Raw genomic sequence first — 21994 nt, forward strand, 5'->3', positions numbered from 1 at the left:
AATCCGACATTTTTAAAGAAATGAGCTAGATGCTAGAAAATCCAATATCCATGCACAATAGATACGGGAAAGCCAATCCGTAAGTATAAATGATGGACCATTCAATTGAAGATAAATTAGGTAATAGGATTTTACCAGGTGATAGGTTATTAATATAATCAGATAGTGAGCTGATTTTAAAAGATAACAATATAGATTATTTAGCTTGGATTTGAGAAAAAAAGTACATGGGAATAAAGAGGGATATAGGGAAATGGGCCCTCATCAAAAAATATAAGTTGGTATCAGTATACCGTAGAGAATGAGTGTATAGAACATACAAGTAAAAGTATTGGCAAGCACACTTAAAATAAGCCGTATAAAAAGTTAATCATTGTGTGCTTTGATAATATAGCGTCAGCGAAATAAATAGTGTGAAGGAGAGCTATCTTAACAAGTGTTTCATGTAACGTTCATATACTTTAATTTTATTATTAATCAAACTTGAATATTATAGAAACGGATAATGAGGTATGGGTGGTGCTCTTTTTTATTGAATAAAATGGGTTGATTTTTCGGATTTTCATTACAATATAACAAATAAAATTTAAATTTTATTTGTTGTTAAGAAAAGGTGAGAAGAAAATAAAAAAAGAGGGCTAATGCCCTCTTTTCTTATTAATTTGGTAATTAATCACAGATTGGTATCCCAAGCACTCTTAGAGCTAATGCTACTTGAAGGGAAATCTCTAATCTAGCAATTTCAATACCAGCTACTGAAAGAACTAAAAAAGGTTGTCCGTTTACAAATACAACGCAACTATCCATAGTTAAACCTCCTTTCTAGTAATCTACTATAGTATATGAATAGAACTTTAAAGTGTAATAGTTAAATTGTTGGATTTAATAGAATTAATAGATTAACCCATTTAAACTAAACAAACGAATACAACGAAAGGAAAGGGAGATGGATGTATGCCTCAAAAAACATAGGTTTTAAGACATGTAATCGTACATGAAATCCATCATATTGGTCAGCTATCTATATGGGCGAGGGAGTTAAACTTGCAACCAGTTTCAGCAAATTTGATTGGACGAGGATGATAGAATTAAAAACCGACTTGCATCTCAAGCGCAAGTCGGTTTTTATATATAAGAAGATTTCTTAATTGAAATCCTCGGATTTTTTCTGACGTATATGTAAAAACATTAAGGTGGTAATGATTAAGAAAATCATTATAGTTTGTATAATTAAGTTTTTAAACTGAAGCAATATTGTCCAAGATGTAAGGGTGTCTTTAAAAGCTTGGAGTGCAGAGTACGAGGAAGGATCAAAACCATACTGTAGCAACTTTTTTGTTTCAATAAATGAGATGTTTTCTTCATCTGCATCTAATATTACTGAAATTAGTCTAGTATCTCCTAGTTTTGCTGTACTGACAAAACTATAATTACCGTTAGTTGAAAAACTAGTTTGTAAGCCATCAACACCTTGAAGTTTAATGTTTTCATTAAGGGAATATATCATTTTATTCGTATTGAAAACTTGGGAATCTTTGAAGGTAAATTGGTAAGAGGTTAGTTTCGTAATATTCAATACATCTGGAAAATCTTTTACTAATCGTGCTGCTAGTTTAGCTGCATCTATTGCTGTTGTAGTTGATTGTTTATTTGTATCATTATTAATTCCAGTAGAGTTTAGAAATGGAGATGGTTGTAATAACTTTAGTTCTTTTGCTTTTTTATTCATTAATATTGTAAAGTTATCTTCATTTCCAGCAATGTGTTCTGCTAGAGCGAGTGCAGAACGATTATTCCCTGCCAGTAGCAATGCATGAAGTAAATCACGAACCGTTGTTTTATCATTCGATGTTACTTGTATAGGGCTTGTTTCTACTCGGAAAACTTCGTTACTTATTTGTACGAAGTCATCTAACTGTATTTTTCTATCATTTAGTTGCTCCAATACGATATATTCTGTCATTAATTTAGATAAAGCAGCTGATTGTACCGGAGTTTCTTCATTTTTTTTATAAACAATTTCACCTGAATTAGCATTTATTAAAATAGCTGATTTAGCTTGAATAATGGGACCATTTACATAAAGATAAAAATATAAAACGATAAGTGCAGTAATAAAAAAAGATAATAATAAAATAGCGAATTTCTTTAAGAATTGCATAAGCGATCCTCCTATTATGACATCAATACTAGTATTGTAAAAAGGAATGCTTAATTAGGAAGAAAGAAAAGGTAAAGAATTTCTAAAGAATTATAAAGGATTATTAAATTTTGGGTGTTAATGGAAAAAGTTCAATTTCTTATATGATAAGAAATTGAACTTTTTATTTATAATATTAACATTTGTATGGGAGTAGTTTTACAGTGAATGTTGTTTTTTCATCATCACTATATACTTCAATTGTTCCTTTATGCAATTCGACTATACTTTTTGCAATAGCTAATCCAAGTCCAGATCCACCAGTGTTTGTAGAGCGAGATTTCTCAACGCGATAAAAACGTTCAAAAATATGAGGTAAATCCGTACTAGGAATAGGTTGTCCGTAATTTGTTATATCAATTGTAATCATATTATTGCTTTCATAAGCAGTAAGGTCAATATAGCGACCTTCGCTTCCATAAGCGATAGCGTTTATAATAAGATTTTCAAACACACGCACTAATTTTTCACCATCAGCTAATACCATGAGCTTTTGAGATGGGAAAGAAGGTCGACATTCTATATTTGCTTCTTGAAATTGTATACGGAATTGAACAGTTAATTGCCCAAGTAACTCTACTATGTCAATAGGGACAGAATACAAGCTTAACTCTTTATTTTGAACACGTGTATATTCGAACAAGTCATTCATTAATGCATTAAGACGAGTTACTTTATCGTAAATGACTTGAATATAGTATCGCAATTCTACTTCATCTCTATAATTATCATGATGGATTAAATTTACGTATCCAACTATAGAAGTAAGGGGAGTGCGTAAGTCATGTGATACATTTGTAATAAGTTCACTTTTTGCTTGTTCCGCTTGTCTTTCTTCATCAATGGAGACTTTTAATTGTTCAACAATTTCATTGACCCCGATTGCTAATTCTTCTAGATAATTATGATTTACAATAGAAACTTTATGATTGAAGTTTCCATTTGCAATATAACGAATTTCTTCTATCATTTTTTTAATACAAGTTTCATAATAAAGTTTTTTCTCGTGACGATAAAAAATGTAAAGATAGGATGAAAAAATAGAAAATAAAAACAAATACGATACAATCATCATCCATAACGATTCTTTAATCCCTTTATACTTTTCATAACCAAAAATTCGAATGAATTCTTTACCAAGTTCAGTTAGAGTAAGTGAACTCTCAATTACACTCGTAACGAGGCGATAAATAATTAACTCAGTAATAGGCGTGAGTGTGATAGCTAATAAGAGCCAAAAAATAAGTTTCCATTTAGGGATATCTTTTAATATATCAAATGCTTCATTTCTCAATTTTATAGCCAACTCCCCAAACAGTGTGAATAAATTTTTCTCCATTTATTACTGTTTCAAGTTTATCCCGTAAGTTGCTAATATGAACCATTACAGTCTTATTTGAACCGTAACCATCTTCATTCCAAACGCGTTCGAAAATTTCTTCTGAACTAAATACTCTTCCTGTATTACTTGCAAGTAAATATAAAATATCGAACTCAATAGAGGTTAATTTAATATACTCTCCATTTACTTTAACAGTATGATTATGTTTGTGTATTTCAACAGAGCGAATACGAATAATACCATCTTCATTCTTTTGCGAAGTAGCGTTTTGGAAAGAGGATCTTCGTAATAAAGCTTTCACTCTTGCTACTAATTCTAATGGATTGAATGGCTTGATCATATAATCATCGGCACCTGTCATAAGACCTAATATTTTATCCATATCTTCTGCTTTTGCACTAAGCATTAGAATTGGTACAGTATTATTTTCACGCACTTCCTGACAAACTTCTAATCCGTTTCGCTTTGGCATCATAATATCCAAAATCATAAGGTCAACTTCATATGTAGAAACCTTTTGCAATGCTTCATCGCCATCATAAGCTTTATAAATGTTATAGCCTTCATTTCGCAAATAAACAGCAAGTAATTCAACAATTTCTTTATCATCATCAATAATTAATATGTTTTTATTCATTGTGTAGTTCCTTTCCTTACAAATCATCAACATTACTATAATATCAAACATTTATGTACTTGTAGCGATGATTCTGTATAAAATTTCATGTAACGTATTAAAAAGGAGTAAAAAGATTAATAACGAATATAAAATAACGAGAATATTTAGATCCTACATTATAATGAAAGTTAGTTATAAGGGGGATTTTCTATGTTATGTAATGATATATATTCATTTACTCCAACTGGAAAAATAGAAAATGATATTAAAGCTTTTCTACTAAAATATAATAAAGAGTTTACATATAAACATTCAATTCGTGTGGCAAATGAGGCAAAAAAGATTGCAGAAAAGTTTCACGTAGATAAAGAAAAAGCAGCAATTGCAGGATATTTACATGATATTAGTGGCATTTTTCCGAACGAGGAGCGGATTGCAGTTGCTGAAGAATGTGGTGTAGAAATAGTGGAAGCAGAAAGAAAGTTTCCTATGATCATTCATCAAAAACTATCGAGAGTAATCGCAAAAGAAATATTTAAAGTAGAAGATGAAGAGATTTTAAATGCAATTTGTTGCCACACAACGTTGCGTAAACATGCAACGAAGATGGATTTAGTATTATTTGTTGCAGATAAAATAGAATGGGATCAAAAAGGGACACCGCCATATTTAATAGAAATAAAAAAAGGATTGGAAAAATCTTTGGAAAAAGCAGCTTTTGTATATATTTCATATTTGTGGGAAAGGAAAGATACATTGAAAGTTATACATCCGTGGCTAGAAGAAGCATACTGGGATTTAAAAGGAATTGTACAGTAGAAAGGACAAGGAAATGCAATTAAAAGAATATATGAATCAAACATTTCCAGGAGTTACATTAGTACCCTACTTATATTCTTAGTGGGAAAATCATTTACATTTTGATTTTGGAAAAGATAAATATCAAATTGTAGAAGGAACCGACAATTTAAATACGGAATACTTTTCTCAACTATATACATATAATAAATTCTTATTTGAAGACATATTTTCAAAAGAAGATGTAGTGTTTGTAGTGACAAATGTTTATAGATTTAAAAAGGAAAATATATAAACTCCACAGAAAATAAATGTATACAATAAATATATTAGGAAAAGAGATTTAAGATTTCATATAAGATAAGAAACGTTACCGTTTTTATTTGAAGATGAAGAAGCAGCTTTATACCGCATTAACGGGCAGCCCGATTGAATCAGTTAGGATGAACAAAACCCCCACTGATTAAAGTTTCACTTTATATTGTACATATCAATTTTCTTTAAAATGTCTTGCGGAACATATTAAATATGAATCGCTTATACAAGCTGCTAATCATGAGGATTTCTCTGATTTATATCCTCGATTTGGACGAAAAAAAGAAATTTCTTATCCAGATGTATTTCTCATAAATGCAACGAAAGATATTGTCATGTTTATGTATGATGATAGAGGAAGTGAAGTAATTGCGAAGAATAAAGAAATAATACGAGATTTATATAAGAAATATAAAGAATGGATTCTAGATTATGGATGAGAAAGTATAGATAACTTATTTAAATGACAATAGAGGAAGTGAAGTGTGTAATGAAACGTATTGCAATTGTCTCTGCATGGGAACCAGAACTGACGTATTTGCATCAACATTATCCAAGTGAACGTGTTGAAAAAAGAGCAGCTTGGGAATTTCATTTTCATACTATTAATGAGCTGGAAATTATATCAGTTGTTACTGGTGTTGGTAAAGTAAGCTGCGCTAGTTGTGTACAATTGTTAATTAGTGAGTTTCAGCCAGATGAGTTGTTTATGACAGGAATATGCGGAAGTTTATCAAACAAGGTGAAAAACGGTCATATTGTAGTCGCACTAAACGCAATACAACATGATGTTACTGCTGCTGGTTCAGGAGAAGATGTTTTTAATTTATATAACGGTAGAACAGCACCTATTGAAACAACAAAATCACTTGTAAGAAGAATAAAAAAAATACGATCGTATGATCCGATACATTTCGGTACATTTTTATCAGGAGATCAACGTATTCGTAGTTCGGAAATGAGATATTTACTCCATACCGTATATGGAGCATTGGCAGTTGATCAAGAAGTAGCAGCTTTCGCCTATGTATGCCAAATAAATAAAAAACCATTTCTCTGTTTAAAAGCTGCTTCAGATCAAGCAAATGATAAAACGAAAGAAGAACAAAAAATCTTTAAAATGCTAGCATGTGAAAGAGCATGTGAGCATTTAATTGCTTTTTTACGTGTTTATGAGGTTAATGTAGTAAATAATAGATAGTTTGTTATAAAACAAATCAATAGTGAGTTATATGTAGGGAAATGTCCGCTCATTTCAAATTAAGAGCTGAAATTTATAATAGATGGAATATATTATATGGGTACACGTTGAGTTTAATATAAGCAGTTGGAGGGCAATTTTATATGATTCAATATAAAAGGTGTAGTGAAGTAAATATTGATTTAGTATATGAAGCTTTTAAAGATGGATTTTCAGATTACATTATTAAGATGGAGGTTTCAAATGAGGATTTTATACAACGTTTTTTGGGACCAGAAGGTAATTTGCTAGAACATTCTTTTCTTGCTTTAGAAGAAGGAAAATCTGTTGGCGTAATACTAGGTGGCATAAAGGATTATGAAAGTATAAAGACTATGCGCTGCGGAACATTAGCGGTTCATCCTAATTACCGCGGTATTGGTGTGAGTCAAAAATTATTTGAACTGCATAAAGAAGAGGCGATTCAACATGGATGTAAGCAACTTTTTCTCGAAGTCATTGTAGGAAACGACCGAGCGATTCATTTTTATAATAAGCTGGGCTATGAAAAAGTGTACGATCTTTTTTATTATAATTTAAATGATTTGACTAAAATAATGAATAAAGATTGTAAAGATATTGAAGTAAAACAATTAGAATTTCCAACTTTTAAAGATGGAATTCAGAAATGGTTAAACTTCCATATAAATTGGCAAAATGATATTGATTATATTAAAAAAACAAATAATGTATTTTATGGTGTATATGTCGATAATGACTTAAAAGGCTCTCTATGCGTAAATGAACAAGGTAAAATTAGTTTTATTTTCGTAGACAAAGGTTATAGAAATATTGGTGTTGGGATGAAATTATTACAAGTAGCAAGAGAAGAATTAAATTTATCAAGTTTATCAATTGGGTTTCCTAACAATAATTTATTGGAGGGTTTTTTAAAGAAATGTGGATTTGAAAAGAATTCTTTAGCGCAATATGAAATGTATTTATTACTCTAAGAGCGGAAAGATTTATTCTTTTCGTTTTTTATTTAGCCGTTATGTTGGTAAATGCTCCGCAATTATAATTTGTAATGAGAGGGATTTTGTTTATCCTTAAGTTATTTTTTAAATTTTCAATTTTATGCTAATAATTTTCTTTGTATAATATTCTAATTTTATGTAGAATAGATACGATGGGAGGGGATGAAATGAATAATGGATTAAAGTTTAAGATTTTTGAATTGCATTGTCTCGTTCAAAAGACTTATTCTGATATTAAAATAGCATGTGATATTGCTATTTATCAAGAAAACACTTCTAAATATTTAATTTCATTAGGATTTTTAAATAAATCATATATGACTTATATAGAAGCAAAAAGATTCTATCGCGAAAATGAAGAGCTTGTAAGTGTAGAATTTGATAATTTCTTTGATATGTATGATAAATTAGAAAATGAATTAAAACAAGTTATTTCAACTGAAGATAAAAATCCTTCATTGCTACATAGCAGACTTGATCAGTTTCAGCAGAAAGTTGAAAATATAAATGACCTAATAAAAGTATTGCAAAATGCTCGTTAATGAATGCTTTTTTCTTTTTTGTATAGAAATTATGTATTAAAAACATTTTAGGGATATTACATATTGAAGAGGTGGCTTTTGTAGATTACAAAAGTCATCTTTTTATGTTAGGAATAGATTGTATACATTTTAGCAGTTTCATATAAATAATAGAAATTTATACGAGGTAAATATCATGGGAAATAAAAAAGAAATAGCTATAGTTGCATTAACAACAGGATTCGTTTTAACAAGTGTAACACCATATGGAGTAGGTCATGCAGAGGAACCTGGTCAAATGCAAGTTGAAATTCAAGAGGATTCGTTCCGTACAGGTGATCTTACACAACCATCAAAAAAGGCGCCAGAGAATGTAGTGAAAGATGCACTTAAGGAAAATACGGAGCATGCTTTGTCTCCAAAACAAGTTAGTGCAGAAACAGGAGTAGATTACAAGGTTCTTCAAAAACGTGGTTCTTATGATGGAACTACACTTGTGCGCATGCAACAAATATATGAAGGAAAAGAAGTGTATGGCCACCAGTTAACTGCTCACGTAGATAAAAAAGGTATTATTAAAAGCATTTCAGGAGCTAGCGCACAAAATTTAACACAAGAAGATTTAAAGAAACCTATTAATTTATCAAAAGAAGAAGCGAAACAATATATTTATAAAAAGTACGGAAACGACATTAAATTTATTTCTGAACCAGAAGTTAAGGCGGTTATTTTTGTTGATGAAAATCATGGGCAGGCTAGCAATGCATATCAAGTTACATTTGCTGCTACAACACCAAATTATGTATCTGGAACTTATTTAGTGAATGCTCATAATGGCGATATATTAAAAGATATGGTACAAGAATCAAGTTTGAAAATAAGTGAAGAGTATGTTGAATCCGTTAAGGAAAATAAAACTAGCAATTTCACATCATTAACTGGAACAGGAAAAGATGATTTAGGTGTAACTCGTACATTTGGTATTGCTAAACAGACCAGTGGGAATTATGCGCTTGCTGATTACACAAGAGGGCAAGGAATTGAGACATATGATGTAAATTATAGAGATATTACAAATGAAGAAAGTTATTATCCTGGCATACTAGCAACTAGCGCTTCAACAACATTTAATGATCCAAAGGCGGTAAGCGCTCATTTCTTAGCAACAAAGGTATATGATTTTTATAAAGAAAAATATAAGCGTAATAGTTTTGATAATAAAGGAAAAAAAGTAGTTTCAGTGGTACATGCATGGGATTCTGGAGGAACAAATGATCCTGAAAATTGGGAGAATGCATTTAGTACTAATATTAATAACATTAGTATGCTTTTATATGGAGATCCTATGGTAAAAGCGTTCGATATAGCCGGTCATGAATTTACACATGCAGTTACATCAAGTGAATCTAACCTTGAATTTTCAGGAGAATCTGGGGCAATTAACGAGGCATTATCGGATATTATGGGAACGGCTATAGAGAAATACATAAATAATGGGGAATTTAACTGGACAATAGGAGAACAAACTGGATCGACTTTTCGTAATATGAAAAATCCAACTGCAATTAATTTTTCAGAAGGACTACCGTATCCTGATGATTATAGTAAATATAATGATTTAAATGGAGAGGATTATGGAGGCGTACATTTTAATTCAAGTATTATTAATAAAGTTGCGTATTTAATTGCACAAGGTGGTACTCATAACGGTGTAAATGTAAATGGTATTGGTGAAGATAAAATGTTTGATATTTTCTATTATGCAAATACTGATGAATTAAACATGACTTCTGATTTCTCTGAATTGAAATTGGCATGCCTTAAAGTCGCAGCTAATAAATATGGAACGAACTCAATTGAAGTTCAAGCAGTCCAAAATGCTTTTGATGCTGCAAAAATTACCGGAACAGTGAAAGAAAACGAAAAAACAGCAGAAAATCAAGCTCCAGAGTTAACTGTGCCGTTTACCATTACACTACGTGTAGGTGATACGTTTGATCCAATGAGAAATGTAAAAGCTGTTGATAAAGAAGATGGTGATTTAACAAATAAAGTAAAGCATAAAGGCGATGTAGATACTTCAAAACCAGGTACATACATTGTGGAATACTTGGTCGTTGATTCCCAAGGGAGAATTACAACGGCTACACAGACTGTAATTGTAGAGGGAAATGAAGAAATATTAGATTTAGAACCTAAATTAACAGTGCCTGTTAGAGCGACAATTCATGTAGGAGATTCATTCGATCCAATGATAAAAGTAAAAGCTATTGATAAAGAAGACGGTGATCTTACTTCTAAAGTAAAAGTTGATGGTGGAGTAGATACATCTAAAGTCGGTACTTACGTATTAACGTACACGGTTACAGATTCTAAAGGTCATGAAGTAACGGCGAAACAAACTGTAACGGTCAAAGTTAGAGAAGAAGTTAAAAATGATAAACCAATACTAAAAGTACCTGCTACAACTTCAATTACTGAGGGTGATCAATTTGATCCGTTGGTAGGGGTATCAGCTACTGATAAAGAGGACGGTGACCTTACTTCTAAAGTAGCGTATGAAGGAACTATAGATACAACTAAAGCTGGTACTTATGAAATAATATATAGTGTTAGAGATTCCATGGGTAATGAGGTAAATACAATACAAAAAGTATTAGTGAAAGATAAAGAAACTAGCAAAGCTAATGGCCTTACTAATAAGGCAAATAAGAGTAATATCTCTAACAACAGTAATAGCGATAAAAAAGAATATACATATAAGGAGCTTCCAAAGACGGGTGTAAGTACAACTAACAGTGCAGCAATCGGCATATTGATGATTATTACAGGCACAGTACTCACTTTTGTTCGCAAATTTAGAAAGATACAAAAATAATAGTAGGGATCATTTGTTTTAAGAAAAGAGTTCATTATCCAGAAGAAATAAAATAGTTGTGTATCATGAACCGATTACATAAAGTTATTTAGATCGTTACATTAGAGAATTTTTAGGACATGAGTTCGGTATTATACTGGACTCATGTTACTAAATTTGTTGAAGAAGGATAATAGTAAATATAGAGTATATTTATGAATTAAAATATTTAAGAGGTGAAAATGGTGGTGATAAAACAAGACGAAATTAAGGTAGTTGTCGGAGCTGGAGCGTTTAATAATAATCCAGGCTGGATTCAAACACAAGAAGATGAACTTAACTTACTAGATAAAGCTACGTGGGAAGAAAGATTTGAATACAACTCTATTTCAGCTATTTTAGCTGAGCATGTATGGGAACACCTTACTTTTGAAGAAGGTGTAAGAGCAGCTGAAATCTGTTATGAATTTTTAAAAGCATCTGGTCATATTCGGTGTGGAGTCCCTGATGCATTCTTCCAGGATGAGGCATATCAAAATATAGTTCAAATAGGGGGCCCCGGTCCGAAAGATCATCCAGCAGCAAGTCATAAAATCGTTCATAATTATAAAACATTAACGAAAATGTTTAAAACTGCTGGATTCAAGGTAGTTTTACTTGAATATTGTGATGAAAATGGTCAGTTTTATTACAACGAATGGGATGCAAACGACGGTGTTATTTTCCGTTCGAAAAGGTATGATTCTAGAAATAAAGGCGATAAACTTGGTTTTCCATCGCTAATTGTCGATGCGATTAAGCGCTAATCATTCAACAAAAACAGGAGTTAATCCTATGATTTCATAAGTCGCAAATGCGGCTTTTTTATTTGTACGTAAATCTATATTTAATTTTCAATACTATATAACTCGATTTAGAAAATATTTAAGTTTTTCTCAGCGTCATTCACTTTAAATTAACACTTCGTTGACATAGATATTTATTTTATATTTATATTCGTGTAAAATGAAATGAGAACATATATTCTATGTAAGGAGGCAATCAAAATGATAGCTGAAATTGGGAAACTAAATGATGGATATATTGTAAAATTTGAACGCCAATTTCCATATACGGCAGAAGAAGTTTGGTCTGTATTAACAGAAAACAGTAAGCTGAAAAAATGGATGTCCAATTTACAGATTGAAAGCCTTAAAACGGGTGGAATAATAAAGTTCGATATGATGAACGGTTCGTTCATAAACATTGATATTTTAGAGTGTCAAGTAAACTCAGTACTTGAATTTACTTGGGATAAAGACCGTGTCCGATTTGAAATACATAAAGAGGAAAATTGTACTCTTTTATTCCTTAAAGAGTACATTCATGAATTAACAGATCATACACCAAGGGATTTAGCTGGTTGGCATATTTGTTTAAATCTTTTTTCTTCTGTTTTAGAAGGAGAAGAGAAAGAATTTTCTAAAGATGAATGGCAACAGTGGTTTGGAATATATAAAGATAAGGTTCTTGAAGTAAGAGGGTAATCACTTTAAAGGTTATATTCATTGTGTAATTATTATATTGCAAATATGCTTTTAATGAGAAATAAGAATAGAGGTTCATATGAAGGTAAATCAATTGATTGCTAGTCGCAATCGGATCAATAAGTGAATTTTTATAACCTAAAGAAGGAAGAGGATATAAAAGTAAATAAAGAAAGATAATTCAAACGTTATAAACAGTTGACCCTCACACAATGTCATTGTTTAAGATAAAGTTGAGCTTCAAAGTAGATGTAACTTATAGGAGGAAATTATGTTTAAAATAGGGGATTTTTCAAAACTATCTTCCATTAGTATACGAATGTTGAGACACTACGATAAAGTGGAATTACTACAACCAGTAAAAGTCGATGAGCAGAGTGGATATCGATTTTATTCAGCAGACCAATTAAAAAAAGTAAATCAAATTCAAACGTTAAAAGCTATGGGGTTTAATATTGCTACCATCAAAGAAATAATAGAATGCGATAATATAGATACCATAAAAGAGCAATTTTTTAATCGTAGTGCTCAAATTAAAGAAGACATGAATAACCTCCAAAAACAATTACGTCTCCTCGAAGACTCAATGAAAATGATGAGAGAGGATGTTGTTGAGATGAATTATCATGTTTCAATAAAAGAAATTCCAGAAAGAACTGTAGCTAGTGTTAGAAAGATTATTCCATCGTATAATTGCGAAGGTGATTTATGGAGTATATTGATGCAAGAAATTCAAATGAAAAATATTAGTATTGCCCATTCGAGTTATAGTATTGCGGTTTTCCATGATCGTGAATACAAAGAAAATGATGTAGATATAGAAATACAGCTAAGTATTCTTGGTAAGCACGAAAATACAAAAGACGTTACATTTAAAAAGATTGAATCAATTCATGTAGCTTCCATAACGGTTAATGGAAGTTATGAACAGATGACAGCTGTAAATGAAGCTGCGGCAAAATGGATTGAGGCAGAGGGTTACAAATTAGTAGGCCCGATGTTTAATATTTATCATGTGAGCCCAGCGATGGAAGCGGATCCTAATAAGTGGGTTACAGAAGTTTGTTATCCAATAAACAAATAAGTAATAAAAAAGGCATGTTTTATGCCTTTTTTATTTTATTAATATCTCAAAATATGTACTTTTCCCTCTTTACAGTTTTCGTATCGGACTATATAAGGCAATAAAGACTTCAATTAATTTAGTAAAAGCAGCTAAAGCAAATATAAATACAGGATTGTAGGCTGAAATAATTCCACCTACTAATGCGCCTAATGGCATAGCTAATCGTGTAAGTACACGAGAAAAACCTAAAACACGTCCTTGCAAATTGGATGGAACAGTTTCCTGGCGAATTGATGTAACAATCGTATTCCATGTGATATTACATGTCATCGCGATTCCGAAAGCAATTCCGGGAGCAAGCCAATATGTACTCCACAAAGCAAATGTTAACCCAAGCGCTCCTAAAAATAGGAGTAAAGGAATAAGTACACCACGTCGAAATTTCTTTTCTAAAGGAACGGCAATTAAGCTTCCTAAAAGCCCACCTATTCCTATTAAAGTATAATTATAGCCACTTTGTGCGGAGGTAAGATTTAATGTCGATAATAAATAATACATAAGTACACCTAAAACAGCACTTGCTCCAAAGTTACCTACCATAGCTTGAAGTGACAAAGCTATATTTAACCGATCATTTTTGAGCCATTTAAATCCATCAAACAAATCATTTAGTACATTTTGCAATGTTTTTTTATCAGTATTCTTTTTATTTAAGTTTTTCATAGAAGGTAATATAATCACAGCAATTAATGTAGCAATAAATGAAAGAACATTAATCCAAAGTACTTGAAAGCCGCCAATAAAAGATATGAAAAGCCCAGCTATGATTGGACCAAACAAACTAGCCAATTGATTAACCATTTGATATAAAGAATTAGCCTTCGTTAATGATGCACCTGCGATGTGTGGAATGACTGTAACTGTTGTTACATCAAAAAGCATGGACATAACTGCTAAGATAAAAGTAATTACGTATAAATGCCAGACTTCTAATATATGTAATGCATGTAAAATTGGTACGAGACTTACTAAAATAATATTGGTGATATCCGCCATCCAAAGTAACTTTTTTCGATCATATCGATCAACTAGTACACCAACTAAAGGGCCAAATAAAACGATTGGCAATACGTTAACAGCAAATAAAGAACTCATAATTACAGCTGAACCAGTTAATTGATATGCAATCCAAGGCAGTGCAAAAGTATATAGTGAATCCCCGATTCGTGAAATGAGTAAACCAAAAATAAAAATCTTGTATTCTTTTGAAAAAATTGTCTTGACAGTTAATCTTCGTTCTTGTACAAATTTCACAATTGTATGAACCACCTTTAGTAAAGAGGAATTTGAAAATAATCCGTCCAATACGTATTAAATATAGAATTCTGTAAGAAGTTGTTGAATCCTACCTTTATAAGCTTAATTTTATATAAAAGTGTAGGGAATAGAAATTAGGGCGGCTTTTATTGGATGAGGCGGAATGATTCGAGAACAAAAAGGATTGCTAGATAAAGAGTTAATCTTACGACCTTTTCCACAACTTTTGTTTTAGCAGAACTAATAAAAGAGAATCCTATATTACTTCAGCAATGTTTAAATTAGCAACAAAAGCCACTGTAATAAGGGGCTTTTGTCTTAAATAATTTAATGATATGTGTACCCTCCATCTGGAAATAATACATTACCCGTAGTAAAACTATTTTGCATTAAATATAGAACAGTATGTGCAATTTCATTATTATGGCCAGGCCTTTTTACAAGAGAAAGAGATTTATAAGATTCATAAGCATTATCAAGAAATACCACCTAAAGTAGAATATAGCTTAACTGAACATGGAAAAACAGTCAGTACTGTTTTGGATAGTATGTGTAGTTGGGGAAGAAGACATTTAGAACATATAGTTAAAGGTAAACTATAAAATTGTTATGTAAACTTAATGTACTGCGAAGTGAAATGTTGTTTTAATAATTTTTATTTTATAACATATAATTAAACAGTGTTGCAGGTTATATTACATATTTAATTTATTTTTACAAAAGGGAAGTTATAAGGTGAATGAATTAGAGTACAAAAGCTTTTATGATAGATAGAGTAGGAAGATTAAATGGATGGGATTTTAGTAAAATAAAATGTGAAACTGTAGGAGATATATGGGACTTTTATGGGGAAGTGAAAAAAAGATGTAAACCATCAGCCACTCTACTTGATGTTGGTACAGGCGGAGGGGAAAATATACTTAATATAGCATCTTCGGCTAAATTGTTAATTGGAATTGATAATTCTAACGGCATGATTGAAACGGCACATTCTAACTTGAAAAAATCAGGTGTACAAAATGTTGAGTTTCTTCAAATGGGTTCTGAAGCTTTAACGTTTCAGAGTGCCCATTTTGATATCGCTTCTAGTTGTCACGCACCGTTTCTAGCATCTGAGTTAGCAAAAGTAATGAAACAAGGTGCTTTTTTCTTAACGCAACAAGTAAGTGAGAATGATAAATTAAACCTGAAAGAAGCATTTGGCAGAGGACAATGCTTAGGTGAACGAGATGGCACTTTAAAAGAAAAGTATATGGATGAACTTATTAGTGCAGGATTTGATCTCGTGCAAGTACGTGAATATGATGTTACTGATTATTACAATACGCCTGAAGATCTCATTTTCTTATTAAAACATACGCCTATTATTCCTAGATTTGGAGAAGAGGAAGAGGATTTTACTATTTTACAAAAGTTCATTGACACGAATAGTTCTGAAAAAGGGATTCATACAAATTCAAAAAGATTTATGATTATCGCTGTTAAATTATAATATATTTTAGCGTAAAAGCTGCTTTTCATTTAAAGAAAAGCAGCTTTTTGTGTGGAAAAGAATACAGGAAATACTTGAAAATAATAGAAATAAATAAAGTGTAAATTGAAAAATCGAAATATAGAGGATGAATGTTTTGAAACGTTACTATATTAACAATGAAAAATTAAACGTACATATTACTGAATGGGGGAATAATGATAAACCTGTTATTTTTTGTTTACATGGATTAGGAAGTACGAGTTTAAGTTTTATAGAAATTGCTGAGGAATTAAAAGAAGAGTATAGATTTATCTCCGTTGATGCACCTGGACATGGTAAAACACCGCCCTTTGAAAGAACGGAAGATTATGAGATGCACAATTTAGCAAATTGGTTAAATGAATTGAGAATCGAACACTTTTATTTTCTATCACATTCATGGGGAAGTTTTGTAGCGTTATTTTATTTGTTACATCATCCAGAAAAAGTACAAGGAAGTATTCTTATTGATGGTGGATATCAAACAAAAAGGCTTCAAGAAGAAACGTTGGAAGAAGAAATTGCTTATTATAAAAAGGACTTTGATGAATACGTTTTTAATAATTGGGACGAATTTTTCAAAAGTGAAAAAGAAGCTTATACTAGGTGGTCTTCATTGTTAGAAGTTGCTGTAAAGGACCTAGGGGTCGAAATGGATAATAAAGTATGGTGGCATGCCAGGGGGAATACAGCTAGTAATATAATAAGAGGTATGCATAAAGATGAAACGATAGATATATATGAGAAGCTGCCGGCTAATATTGTATTACTTCGAGCTACAGTTCCACAAGTTTGGGCGGATTATAGAGATAAGACAGTAAATGTTTTCAAAGAGAAAACTGACAGTATAGTAAAAGTAATTCCTGATACTACCCACATGTTGCACTGGGATAAACCAGAAATTGTTATAGCAGAAATAAAAAATAATTGGAGCTAACATATTCATACTAAAGTTGTAGTTTCTATATGAAAAATCCATCCTTCTGTTTGATTTTATCTATTTATAAGTGTAATACAATACGAATAGATAATAAGAAATGAGGGGGAATGTAAAGTGATTACACATATATCAGATATAAAACTACAAACGGTTTCCATAGAAGGGGTAAAACAAGTTTATAAGGACATATTATCTTTTCCAATAAAAAAAGAAACAGCATCTTTCATTCAATTTGAAGTAACACCTTATACAACAATTAGTTTTCAAGAAGTGTATGAACCAATTGCACCTGCACATTTTGCTTTTGAAATCCCATATTCAAAATTTCATGAAACAGCAAGATGGCTTGAGGAGTCTGGATTACTCATTGCAAAATGGAAAGATGGTCATATAATTGATGAAGAGGAGGGTCGATTCAATTTATACTTTAAAGACGGAGATGGAAATCTACTCGAAATTATCGCGCATAGTTATGTTAAAGAAGATGTATTAGTACCGCAGTCACCTTTAAACATTTTATATGTAAGGGAAATTGGTCTTCCTGTTAAAAGTGTACCTATTTTTAGGGAATGGCTGAAATCAAATCTAAATATGAAAACGATGGAAGACGGGGATATTTTTAACTTTGTAGTTGGTGGCACTGCTTATGTCGTCGCAACTTGGTGGCAGCGACCTTGGATTCCAATCGCGATGAAAGCTCTATCACCGAAAGTACACGTTTCTTTCGGAACACCAGACGTCGCATTTTTACAGCGAATCCAAAATAACTTTAAGAAAAATGGTGTATCATTTGAATGTAAATGTAATGAAGTATCATTTATTGAGCAAGGATATACATTTTCAATTGTGCATACATCAGAGTTTCATTCTGATATTCCTAAACAATTAAACTTACCGCTTTCTATTTAAGGATGAAAAGCGGTAAGTTTTTTGTATATTCGTGAAGAAGGTTTTAACTAGGGTTATAGTGAATTTAAAGAGAAGTACAAGGTGTTATTTTAATTTATGTTAAGGGGAGAAATGAAGTGGTTTTAGGTAATCCGATTGCAAAAGGGAATACAGCAGAAATTTATTTAACTGATGATAAGGTTGTAAAATTATTTAAAGATTACCTCCCAGATACAGAGTCTATGAATGAAGCAAAAAAACAAAAATATGCTTATTCATGCGGGCTACCAGTTCCAAACGTATTTGAAGTGACAAAGATACACGATAGACAGGCAATTATTATGGAATACGTAAAAGGGGACAGTGTTGGTGATCTCCTACTTAATAATTTAAATGAGGCAGAGCGTTATATCGGACTTTGTGTTAATGAGCAAAAAAAGATCCATGCTATACGTGTGAATACAGATGAAATGGAGTTAATGAGGAAAAGGTTAGAGCGTCAAATTAAATCTGTACATAAATTGGATGAAAGCAAAAAGAAGAATATATTACAAAAATTAGATTCTATTACATTTGATTTTAGGCTATGTCATGGAGATTTCCATCCATTTAATTTGATTTTGAGTAAGGAAGAGAAAGTGAAAGTTATAGACTGGGTAGATGCAAGTTCAGGTGATATTCGCGCAGATGTATTTCGAACATACTTGTTGTACTCACAATCTTCGGTAGAATTAGCTGAGATGTATTTACATATATATTGCAGTCGTACCGGCTTATCAAGAGATGAAGTTTTTCAATGGGCTCCTATTATTATTGCAGCTAGATTTTCTGAAAAAGTATCACCGCAAAATGAAGTGTATTTGAAAAGATTATTGAATCAGTATTTATAAGTCATAAAAAAGGCTGTCAGCAAATTAATAAATGCTGTTGTTTAACCAAAGTTTCCTTGTAGTTAAACAACAGCACTCTTAAATATTGATATAGGTATACTTATTTTCGATCTTCATCCTATAAAGGTTCATAATCCGTACTTGTTCCTCCGTTAATTCTTCTTTATCCCAATACATATGCATTAAGCTATATTCAAAAATCTCCTTTAATTTAATAAATAATGGAAACTTGTCTATCATCTCTTTTGGTAGTTCATTTTCCTCTTGGTAGCCTTCAAATAGTGCTTCTGTAATAGAATGTTCATAGTCAACGATATTCCCATTTCCAGCAAATGAATATTCTATCGCACTATAAATAGGCACTGCTAAATCGAATAGGTAAAAATGTTTTTGGAATGAATCCAAGAGAATATCAACTTAACAAAATGTCTATTCAATCATTTCTTAAACTAAATTTAAATAAAGAAGGGGCGTTTAATATGAATATTTCTAGAAAAATAGAGGTTGAACAGTTGCGAAATAGGAAGAGTGAGCTATTTGATAAAGAGGTACTTAACATATTAAATGGTCAAGTTATGTATGAAGAATTTAAAAATAAAAAGCTAATGGGTGATTCTGATTATGCACCATTTAATGAGGCGATGTGTGTGAACCCTGCTACTACACAAGTTTTTGATGAGGACTTTATTAAAACAAGAGCGGAAGGACATAACAGTTCAGTAGAAAGTTATACAAAAAAGGTCATAAATCCATTAAAAAATCTTTTTACGAAAAAGTATAAATGCATTGTTTTATGGTTTGGTGAAGATATGTTTTGCCAAATGAATCTACTTACTATTTTTTCATATCTAGAACAGTCTTGCTATGAAGGGAAAGTATACTTAAATAGTTTCAGGGAGGATGAATTTAAAGTAAATCAAATTGAACTTGAATTGGGGGATTATTCTACTATATACAATGAAGTATTAGTAAACCATAAAAAGACTTATCATAAAGTACCACCTGTAATGTATCAAGCTATAGATTTATATTTAGAAATGCTAAAAGAAGATAATATCGTAATGAAATTCATCTCTAAAAATAAAGGTTTATCAAATCAAGAATTATTAACAAAGTTGTTTTATCTTTTTCCAACAATCGGATATGGTGATTCTCAGTACATAAAATTGATAAATAAAATAAAGAAGGAAGCTGAACCTAAAATATAGGAACAGCTTCCTTCTTACAATTGTTCAAGTGACTCTAATTCGTCCTCTACAAATAACATTAGTTCTTTAATCGTTTCTCCAGAAAAATCAAAACTAATGCCAGCCGCTTCATATATTGCCGGTAAAGATTTAGAGCTACCTAATGATAAAGCTTTTTTATAATTTTCTATTGCTTGATTAGGATTTTGTTTATATTGTTTATACATTTGCAACGCCCCAAGTTGTGCGATAGCATATTCGATGTAATAGAATGGTAATTCAAATATGTGTAGTACAGGTAACCAGCCAGTTGCAATCCAATTTTCATACCCTTCAATATTTACGACGTTCGATTGGTATGTTTTATGTAATTCTAAATACTTTTCATTTCTTTCTTTAGCGGTATGATTAGGATTTTCATACATCCAATGTTGAAATTGATCAACGATAAGCATTTGTGGTAAGTACTTAACAATATCTTTAAAGAAATCTAATTTTGCTTTTATAAATTCTTCTGTATTCTCATAAAATGTATCCCAATACTCCATCGAAAATAATTCCATTGTCATGCTAGCGAGCTCAGCTGATTCAGAAGGGATTTCTAAATATTTTTGTAGCTCTAGCTGATTCATACACTCATTATGAATACTATGACCCATTTCATGAAGGAAAGTAGTAACGTCATAATGTGTATGATTGAGATTCATGAAAATAAAAGATAGTTGCGAAGCAGGTAAGTATTCACAAAATCCTCCAGGTCCTTTTCCTTTACGACTTTCTAAATCTAAGCAATTATTTTTATGCATACGGCTTAATAATGCAGAAAATTCCGGGTCTAGTTTGTGTAAAATGCGAGAACTTTTTTCGACTAAATCACTCGCATCTTCGATAGGTTTTAATACTTTTTGATTTGGTGCGGTTGCTTTTAAATCCCATGGACGAAGACTATCTACTTGAAGTTCAGATTTTTTCTCATTAAACATTTTATCGATAAGTGGTACTACGTATTCACGAATAGATTCAGCGAGCTCATAGCAATCATCAGGTGTATAATCAAATCGTTCATATTTCTTAAACATGTAATCACGATAATTATCTAATTGAATGTTTTGCGCCTTTTGGTGACGGATTGCAATTAATTCATTTAATATCTGTTGTAATTTATTTTCAACAGATAAAAACTTTTCGGAAATGAGCGTTTTTGCTTTTTTTCGTATATGACGATCCGGATCTTGTAAGTAAGACTGTAGTTCAGTAATTGTTTTCTCTTCACCGTCCCATAGTGCAGTTAAACCACCTGTAATTTCGAAGTACTCTGTTACTAGTTTGTCTTCAGTTATCTCTAAATCAATGTTCTTTTCACAAAATAATGTTTGCGCATTCTTAATTTTTTTGTCTAGTAAGCTATACGTTTTTGGATCAAGTTCCATCCGAAAAGGTGACTCTAAATATTTATTATCAAATGAATTTTGATAACGTTTCAAAAGAGGTCGTACATATTGTTGATCATATTCAAAAGTATCTTTTATTTTTTTATTATTTGTATTACATTGAAAGGCGATATAGTGTGATCTTAATTGTTCTTCGATTTCCCAAATGACTGTAGATTGTTTTTTTAACCAGTTTTCAAGCTCTAGCTTTGAAGAAATCTCTTTATTTAATAAAGTAGAAAGAGTTTTTTCTAATTCTAGAACGTTACTAATATCAATTGTATTTAAGCGCTGCATGACATATCCCTCACTTTTTATTCATTCATGGAGATATTCTACTTATTAATTGTAATTTCCTTGTTAAGAGA

Annotated in this window: 19 protein-coding genes and 5 pseudogenes; 16 read left to right on the forward strand and 8 right to left on the reverse strand. The window is 31.3% G+C overall.

Annotated features, from left to right (window positions below; translation table 11 throughout):
• Positions 1-669: 669 nt before the first annotated feature.
• Complete coding sequence (locus tag NST86_RS12915) at positions 670-807, reverse strand: DUF3956 domain-containing protein (protein ID WP_000376554.1); 138 nt, start codon at positions 805-807, stop codon at positions 670-672.
• Between the two features lie 165 nt (positions 808-972).
• On the opposite strand from NST86_RS12915, the pseudogene NST86_RS12920 reads away from it, so the two are divergent.
• Positions 973-1083: pseudogene (locus tag NST86_RS12920) on the forward strand (DinB family protein); the annotation flags it as partial.
• Positions 1084-1144: 61 nt separating this feature from the next.
• Here the strand turns inward: NST86_RS12920 and NST86_RS12925 are convergent.
• The 3 genes from NST86_RS12925 to NST86_RS12935 form a co-directional block, all read right to left on the reverse strand.
• Complete coding sequence (locus tag NST86_RS12925) at positions 1145-2161, reverse strand: D-alanyl-D-alanine carboxypeptidase family protein (protein ID WP_063264021.1); 1017 nt, start codon at positions 2159-2161, stop codon at positions 1145-1147.
• Between the two features lie 175 nt (positions 2162-2336).
• On the reverse strand, positions 2337-3494 hold the full coding sequence (locus NST86_RS12930; protein ID WP_001243309.1) for a sensor histidine kinase: 1158 nt from the start codon (positions 3492-3494) through the stop codon (positions 2337-2339).
• Complete coding sequence (locus tag NST86_RS12935; protein ID WP_001038807.1) at positions 3484-4179, reverse strand: response regulator transcription factor; 696 nt, start codon at positions 4177-4179, stop codon at positions 3484-3486. The genes NST86_RS12930 and NST86_RS12935 overlap by 11 nt, the downstream gene beginning before the upstream one ends.
• 192 nt (positions 4180-4371) lie before the next feature.
• On the opposite strand from NST86_RS12935, the gene yqeK reads away from it, so the two are divergent.
• The 9 genes and pseudogenes from yqeK (at position 4372) to NST86_RS12980 (ending at position 13479) form a co-directional block, all read left to right on the forward strand.
• Positions 4372-4980 (forward strand): bis(5'-nucleosyl)-tetraphosphatase (symmetrical) YqeK, encoded by a 609-nt coding sequence (gene yqeK / locus NST86_RS12940; RefSeq protein WP_340933952.1) that lies wholly within the window; start codon positions 4372-4374, stop codon positions 4978-4980.
• Between the two features lie 13 nt (positions 4981-4993).
• Positions 4994-5714 (forward strand): annotated as a pseudogene (locus NST86_RS12945) (DUF3885 domain-containing protein).
• Between the two features lie 23 nt (positions 5715-5737).
• A complete protein-coding gene (gene mtnN / locus NST86_RS12950) occupies positions 5738-6475 on the forward strand; it encodes a 5'-methylthioadenosine/S-adenosylhomocysteine nucleosidase (RefSeq protein ID WP_061663607.1) in 738 nt (245 codons plus the stop codon).
• A gap of 143 nt (positions 6476-6618) precedes the next feature.
• Entirely contained in the window at positions 6619-7467 is an 849-nt protein-coding gene (locus NST86_RS12955; RefSeq protein ID WP_000617072.1) for a GNAT family N-acetyltransferase, read from the forward strand.
• A gap of 191 nt (positions 7468-7658) precedes the next feature.
• Positions 7659-8033 carry a hypothetical protein gene (locus tag NST86_RS12960; protein ID WP_001059022.1) on the forward strand — a complete coding sequence of 125 codons (375 nt, stop codon included), beginning with the start codon at positions 7659-7661 and terminating at the stop codon, positions 8031-8033.
• A 175-nt stretch (positions 8034-8208) separates the two neighbouring features.
• Positions 8209-10890 (forward strand): M4 family metallopeptidase, encoded by a 2682-nt coding sequence (locus NST86_RS12965; RefSeq protein WP_193533190.1) that lies wholly within the window; start codon positions 8209-8211, stop codon positions 10888-10890.
• 224 nt (positions 10891-11114) lie between these two features.
• Positions 11115-11675: a class I SAM-dependent methyltransferase gene (locus NST86_RS12970; RefSeq protein WP_033694090.1), complete on the forward strand. Its 561-nt coding sequence runs from the start codon at positions 11115-11117 to the stop codon at positions 11673-11675.
• A 240-nt stretch (positions 11676-11915) separates the two neighbouring features.
• Complete coding sequence (locus NST86_RS12975; RefSeq protein ID WP_016117963.1) at positions 11916-12395, forward strand: SRPBCC family protein; 480 nt, start codon at positions 11916-11918, stop codon at positions 12393-12395.
• 271 nt (positions 12396-12666) lie between these two features.
• Positions 12667-13479, forward strand: coding sequence for a MerR family transcriptional regulator (locus tag NST86_RS12980; RefSeq protein ID WP_044797383.1), 813 nt, complete (start codon positions 12667-12669; stop codon positions 13477-13479).
• 69 nt (positions 13480-13548) lie between these two features.
• Here the strand turns inward: NST86_RS12980 and NST86_RS12985 are convergent, their stop codons facing one another.
• Together NST86_RS12985 and NST86_RS12990 are read right to left on the reverse strand one after the other, a co-directional pair.
• A complete protein-coding gene (locus NST86_RS12985; RefSeq protein ID WP_193533189.1) occupies positions 13549-14775 on the reverse strand; it encodes an MFS transporter in 1227 nt (408 codons plus the stop codon).
• Between the two features lie 330 nt (positions 14776-15105).
• Positions 15106-15249 (reverse strand): annotated as a pseudogene (locus NST86_RS12990) (SDR family oxidoreductase); the annotation flags it as partial.
• Between NST86_RS12990 and NST86_RS12995 the strand changes: the two are divergent.
• The 5 genes and pseudogenes from NST86_RS12995 to NST86_RS13015 all read left to right on the forward strand — a co-directional run.
• A pseudogene (locus tag NST86_RS12995) lies at positions 15246-15380 on the forward strand (winged helix-turn-helix transcriptional regulator); the annotation flags it as partial. The pseudogenes NST86_RS12990 and NST86_RS12995 sit on opposite strands and share 4 nt — an antisense overlap.
• Before the next feature lie 133 nt (positions 15381-15513).
• Positions 15514-16270 (forward strand): annotated as a pseudogene (locus tag NST86_RS13000) (class I SAM-dependent methyltransferase).
• 136 nt (positions 16271-16406) lie between these two features.
• Positions 16407-17228 (forward strand): alpha/beta fold hydrolase, encoded by an 822-nt coding sequence (locus tag NST86_RS13005; protein ID WP_061664631.1) that lies wholly within the window; start codon positions 16407-16409, stop codon positions 17226-17228.
• Positions 17229-17345: 117 nt separating this feature from the next.
• Positions 17346-18140, forward strand: coding sequence for a VOC family protein (locus NST86_RS13010; protein WP_016117970.1), 795 nt, complete (start codon positions 17346-17348; stop codon positions 18138-18140).
• A gap of 116 nt (positions 18141-18256) precedes the next feature.
• On the forward strand, positions 18257-19009 hold the full coding sequence (locus tag NST86_RS13015; RefSeq protein ID WP_000242838.1) for an aminoglycoside phosphotransferase family protein: 753 nt from the start codon (positions 18257-18259) through the stop codon (positions 19007-19009).
• Between the two features lie 78 nt (positions 19010-19087).
• Here the strand turns inward: NST86_RS13015 and NST86_RS13020 are convergent, their stop codons facing one another.
• The gene (locus NST86_RS13020) at positions 19088-19414 is read right to left on the reverse strand and encodes an aminoglycoside phosphotransferase (protein WP_193533187.1); all 327 of its coding nucleotides are present in this window, start codon (positions 19412-19414) and stop codon (positions 19088-19090) included.
• Here NST86_RS13020 and NST86_RS13025 point away from each other — a divergent pair.
• Positions 19405-20217: an AraC family transcriptional regulator gene (locus tag NST86_RS13025; RefSeq protein WP_137026215.1), complete on the forward strand. Its 813-nt coding sequence runs from the start codon at positions 19405-19407 to the stop codon at positions 20215-20217. The genes NST86_RS13020 and NST86_RS13025 overlap by 10 nt on opposite strands.
• A 14-nt stretch (positions 20218-20231) precedes the next feature.
• Here the strand turns inward: NST86_RS13025 and NST86_RS13030 are convergent, their stop codons facing one another.
• Positions 20232-21923 carry a M3 family oligoendopeptidase gene (locus NST86_RS13030; RefSeq protein ID WP_227593168.1) on the reverse strand — a complete coding sequence of 564 codons (1692 nt, stop codon included), beginning with the start codon at positions 21921-21923 and terminating at the stop codon, positions 20232-20234.
• Between the last annotated feature and the right edge of the window lie 71 nt (positions 21924-21994).

Source organism: Bacillus sp. FSL L8-0199 (assembly GCF_038005705.1).
In the GTDB taxonomy this organism is placed as follows: Bacteria; Bacillota; Bacilli; order Bacillales; family Bacillaceae_G; genus Bacillus_A; species Bacillus_A cereus.

Coding starts and splice junctions, on each gene's coding strand:
- NST86_RS12915 (WP_000376554.1), bottom strand. CDS start 807: ATGGATAGTTGCGTTGTATTTGTAAACGGACAACCTTTTTTAGTTCTT.
- NST86_RS12925 (WP_063264021.1), bottom strand. CDS start 2,161: ATGCAATTCTTAAAGAAATTCGCTATTTTATTATTATCTTTTTTTATT.
- NST86_RS12935 (WP_001038807.1), bottom strand. CDS start 4,179: ATGAATAAAAACATATTAATTATTGATGATGATAAAGAAATTGTTGAA.
- yqeK (WP_340933952.1), top strand. CDS start 4,372: ATGTTATGTAATGATATATATTCATTTACTCCAACTGGAAAAATAGAA.
- mtnN (WP_061663607.1), top strand. CDS start 5,738: ATGACAATAGAGGAAGTGAAGTGTGTAATGAAACGTATTGCAATTGTC.
- NST86_RS12955 (WP_000617072.1), top strand. CDS start 6,619: ATGATTCAATATAAAAGGTGTAGTGAAGTAAATATTGATTTAGTATAT.
- NST86_RS12960 (WP_001059022.1), top strand. CDS start 7,659: ATGAATAATGGATTAAAGTTTAAGATTTTTGAATTGCATTGTCTCGTT.
- NST86_RS12965 (WP_193533190.1), top strand. CDS start 8,209: ATGGGAAATAAAAAAGAAATAGCTATAGTTGCATTAACAACAGGATTC.
- NST86_RS12975 (WP_016117963.1), top strand. CDS start 11,916: ATGATAGCTGAAATTGGGAAACTAAATGATGGATATATTGTAAAATTT.
- NST86_RS12980 (WP_044797383.1), top strand. CDS start 12,667: ATGTTTAAAATAGGGGATTTTTCAAAACTATCTTCCATTAGTATACGA.
- NST86_RS13025 (WP_137026215.1), top strand. CDS start 19,405: ATGAATCCAAGAGAATATCAACTTAACAAAATGTCTATTCAATCATTT.
- NST86_RS13030 (WP_227593168.1), bottom strand. CDS start 21,923: ATGCAGCGCTTAAATACAATTGATATTAGTAACGTTCTAGAATTAGAA.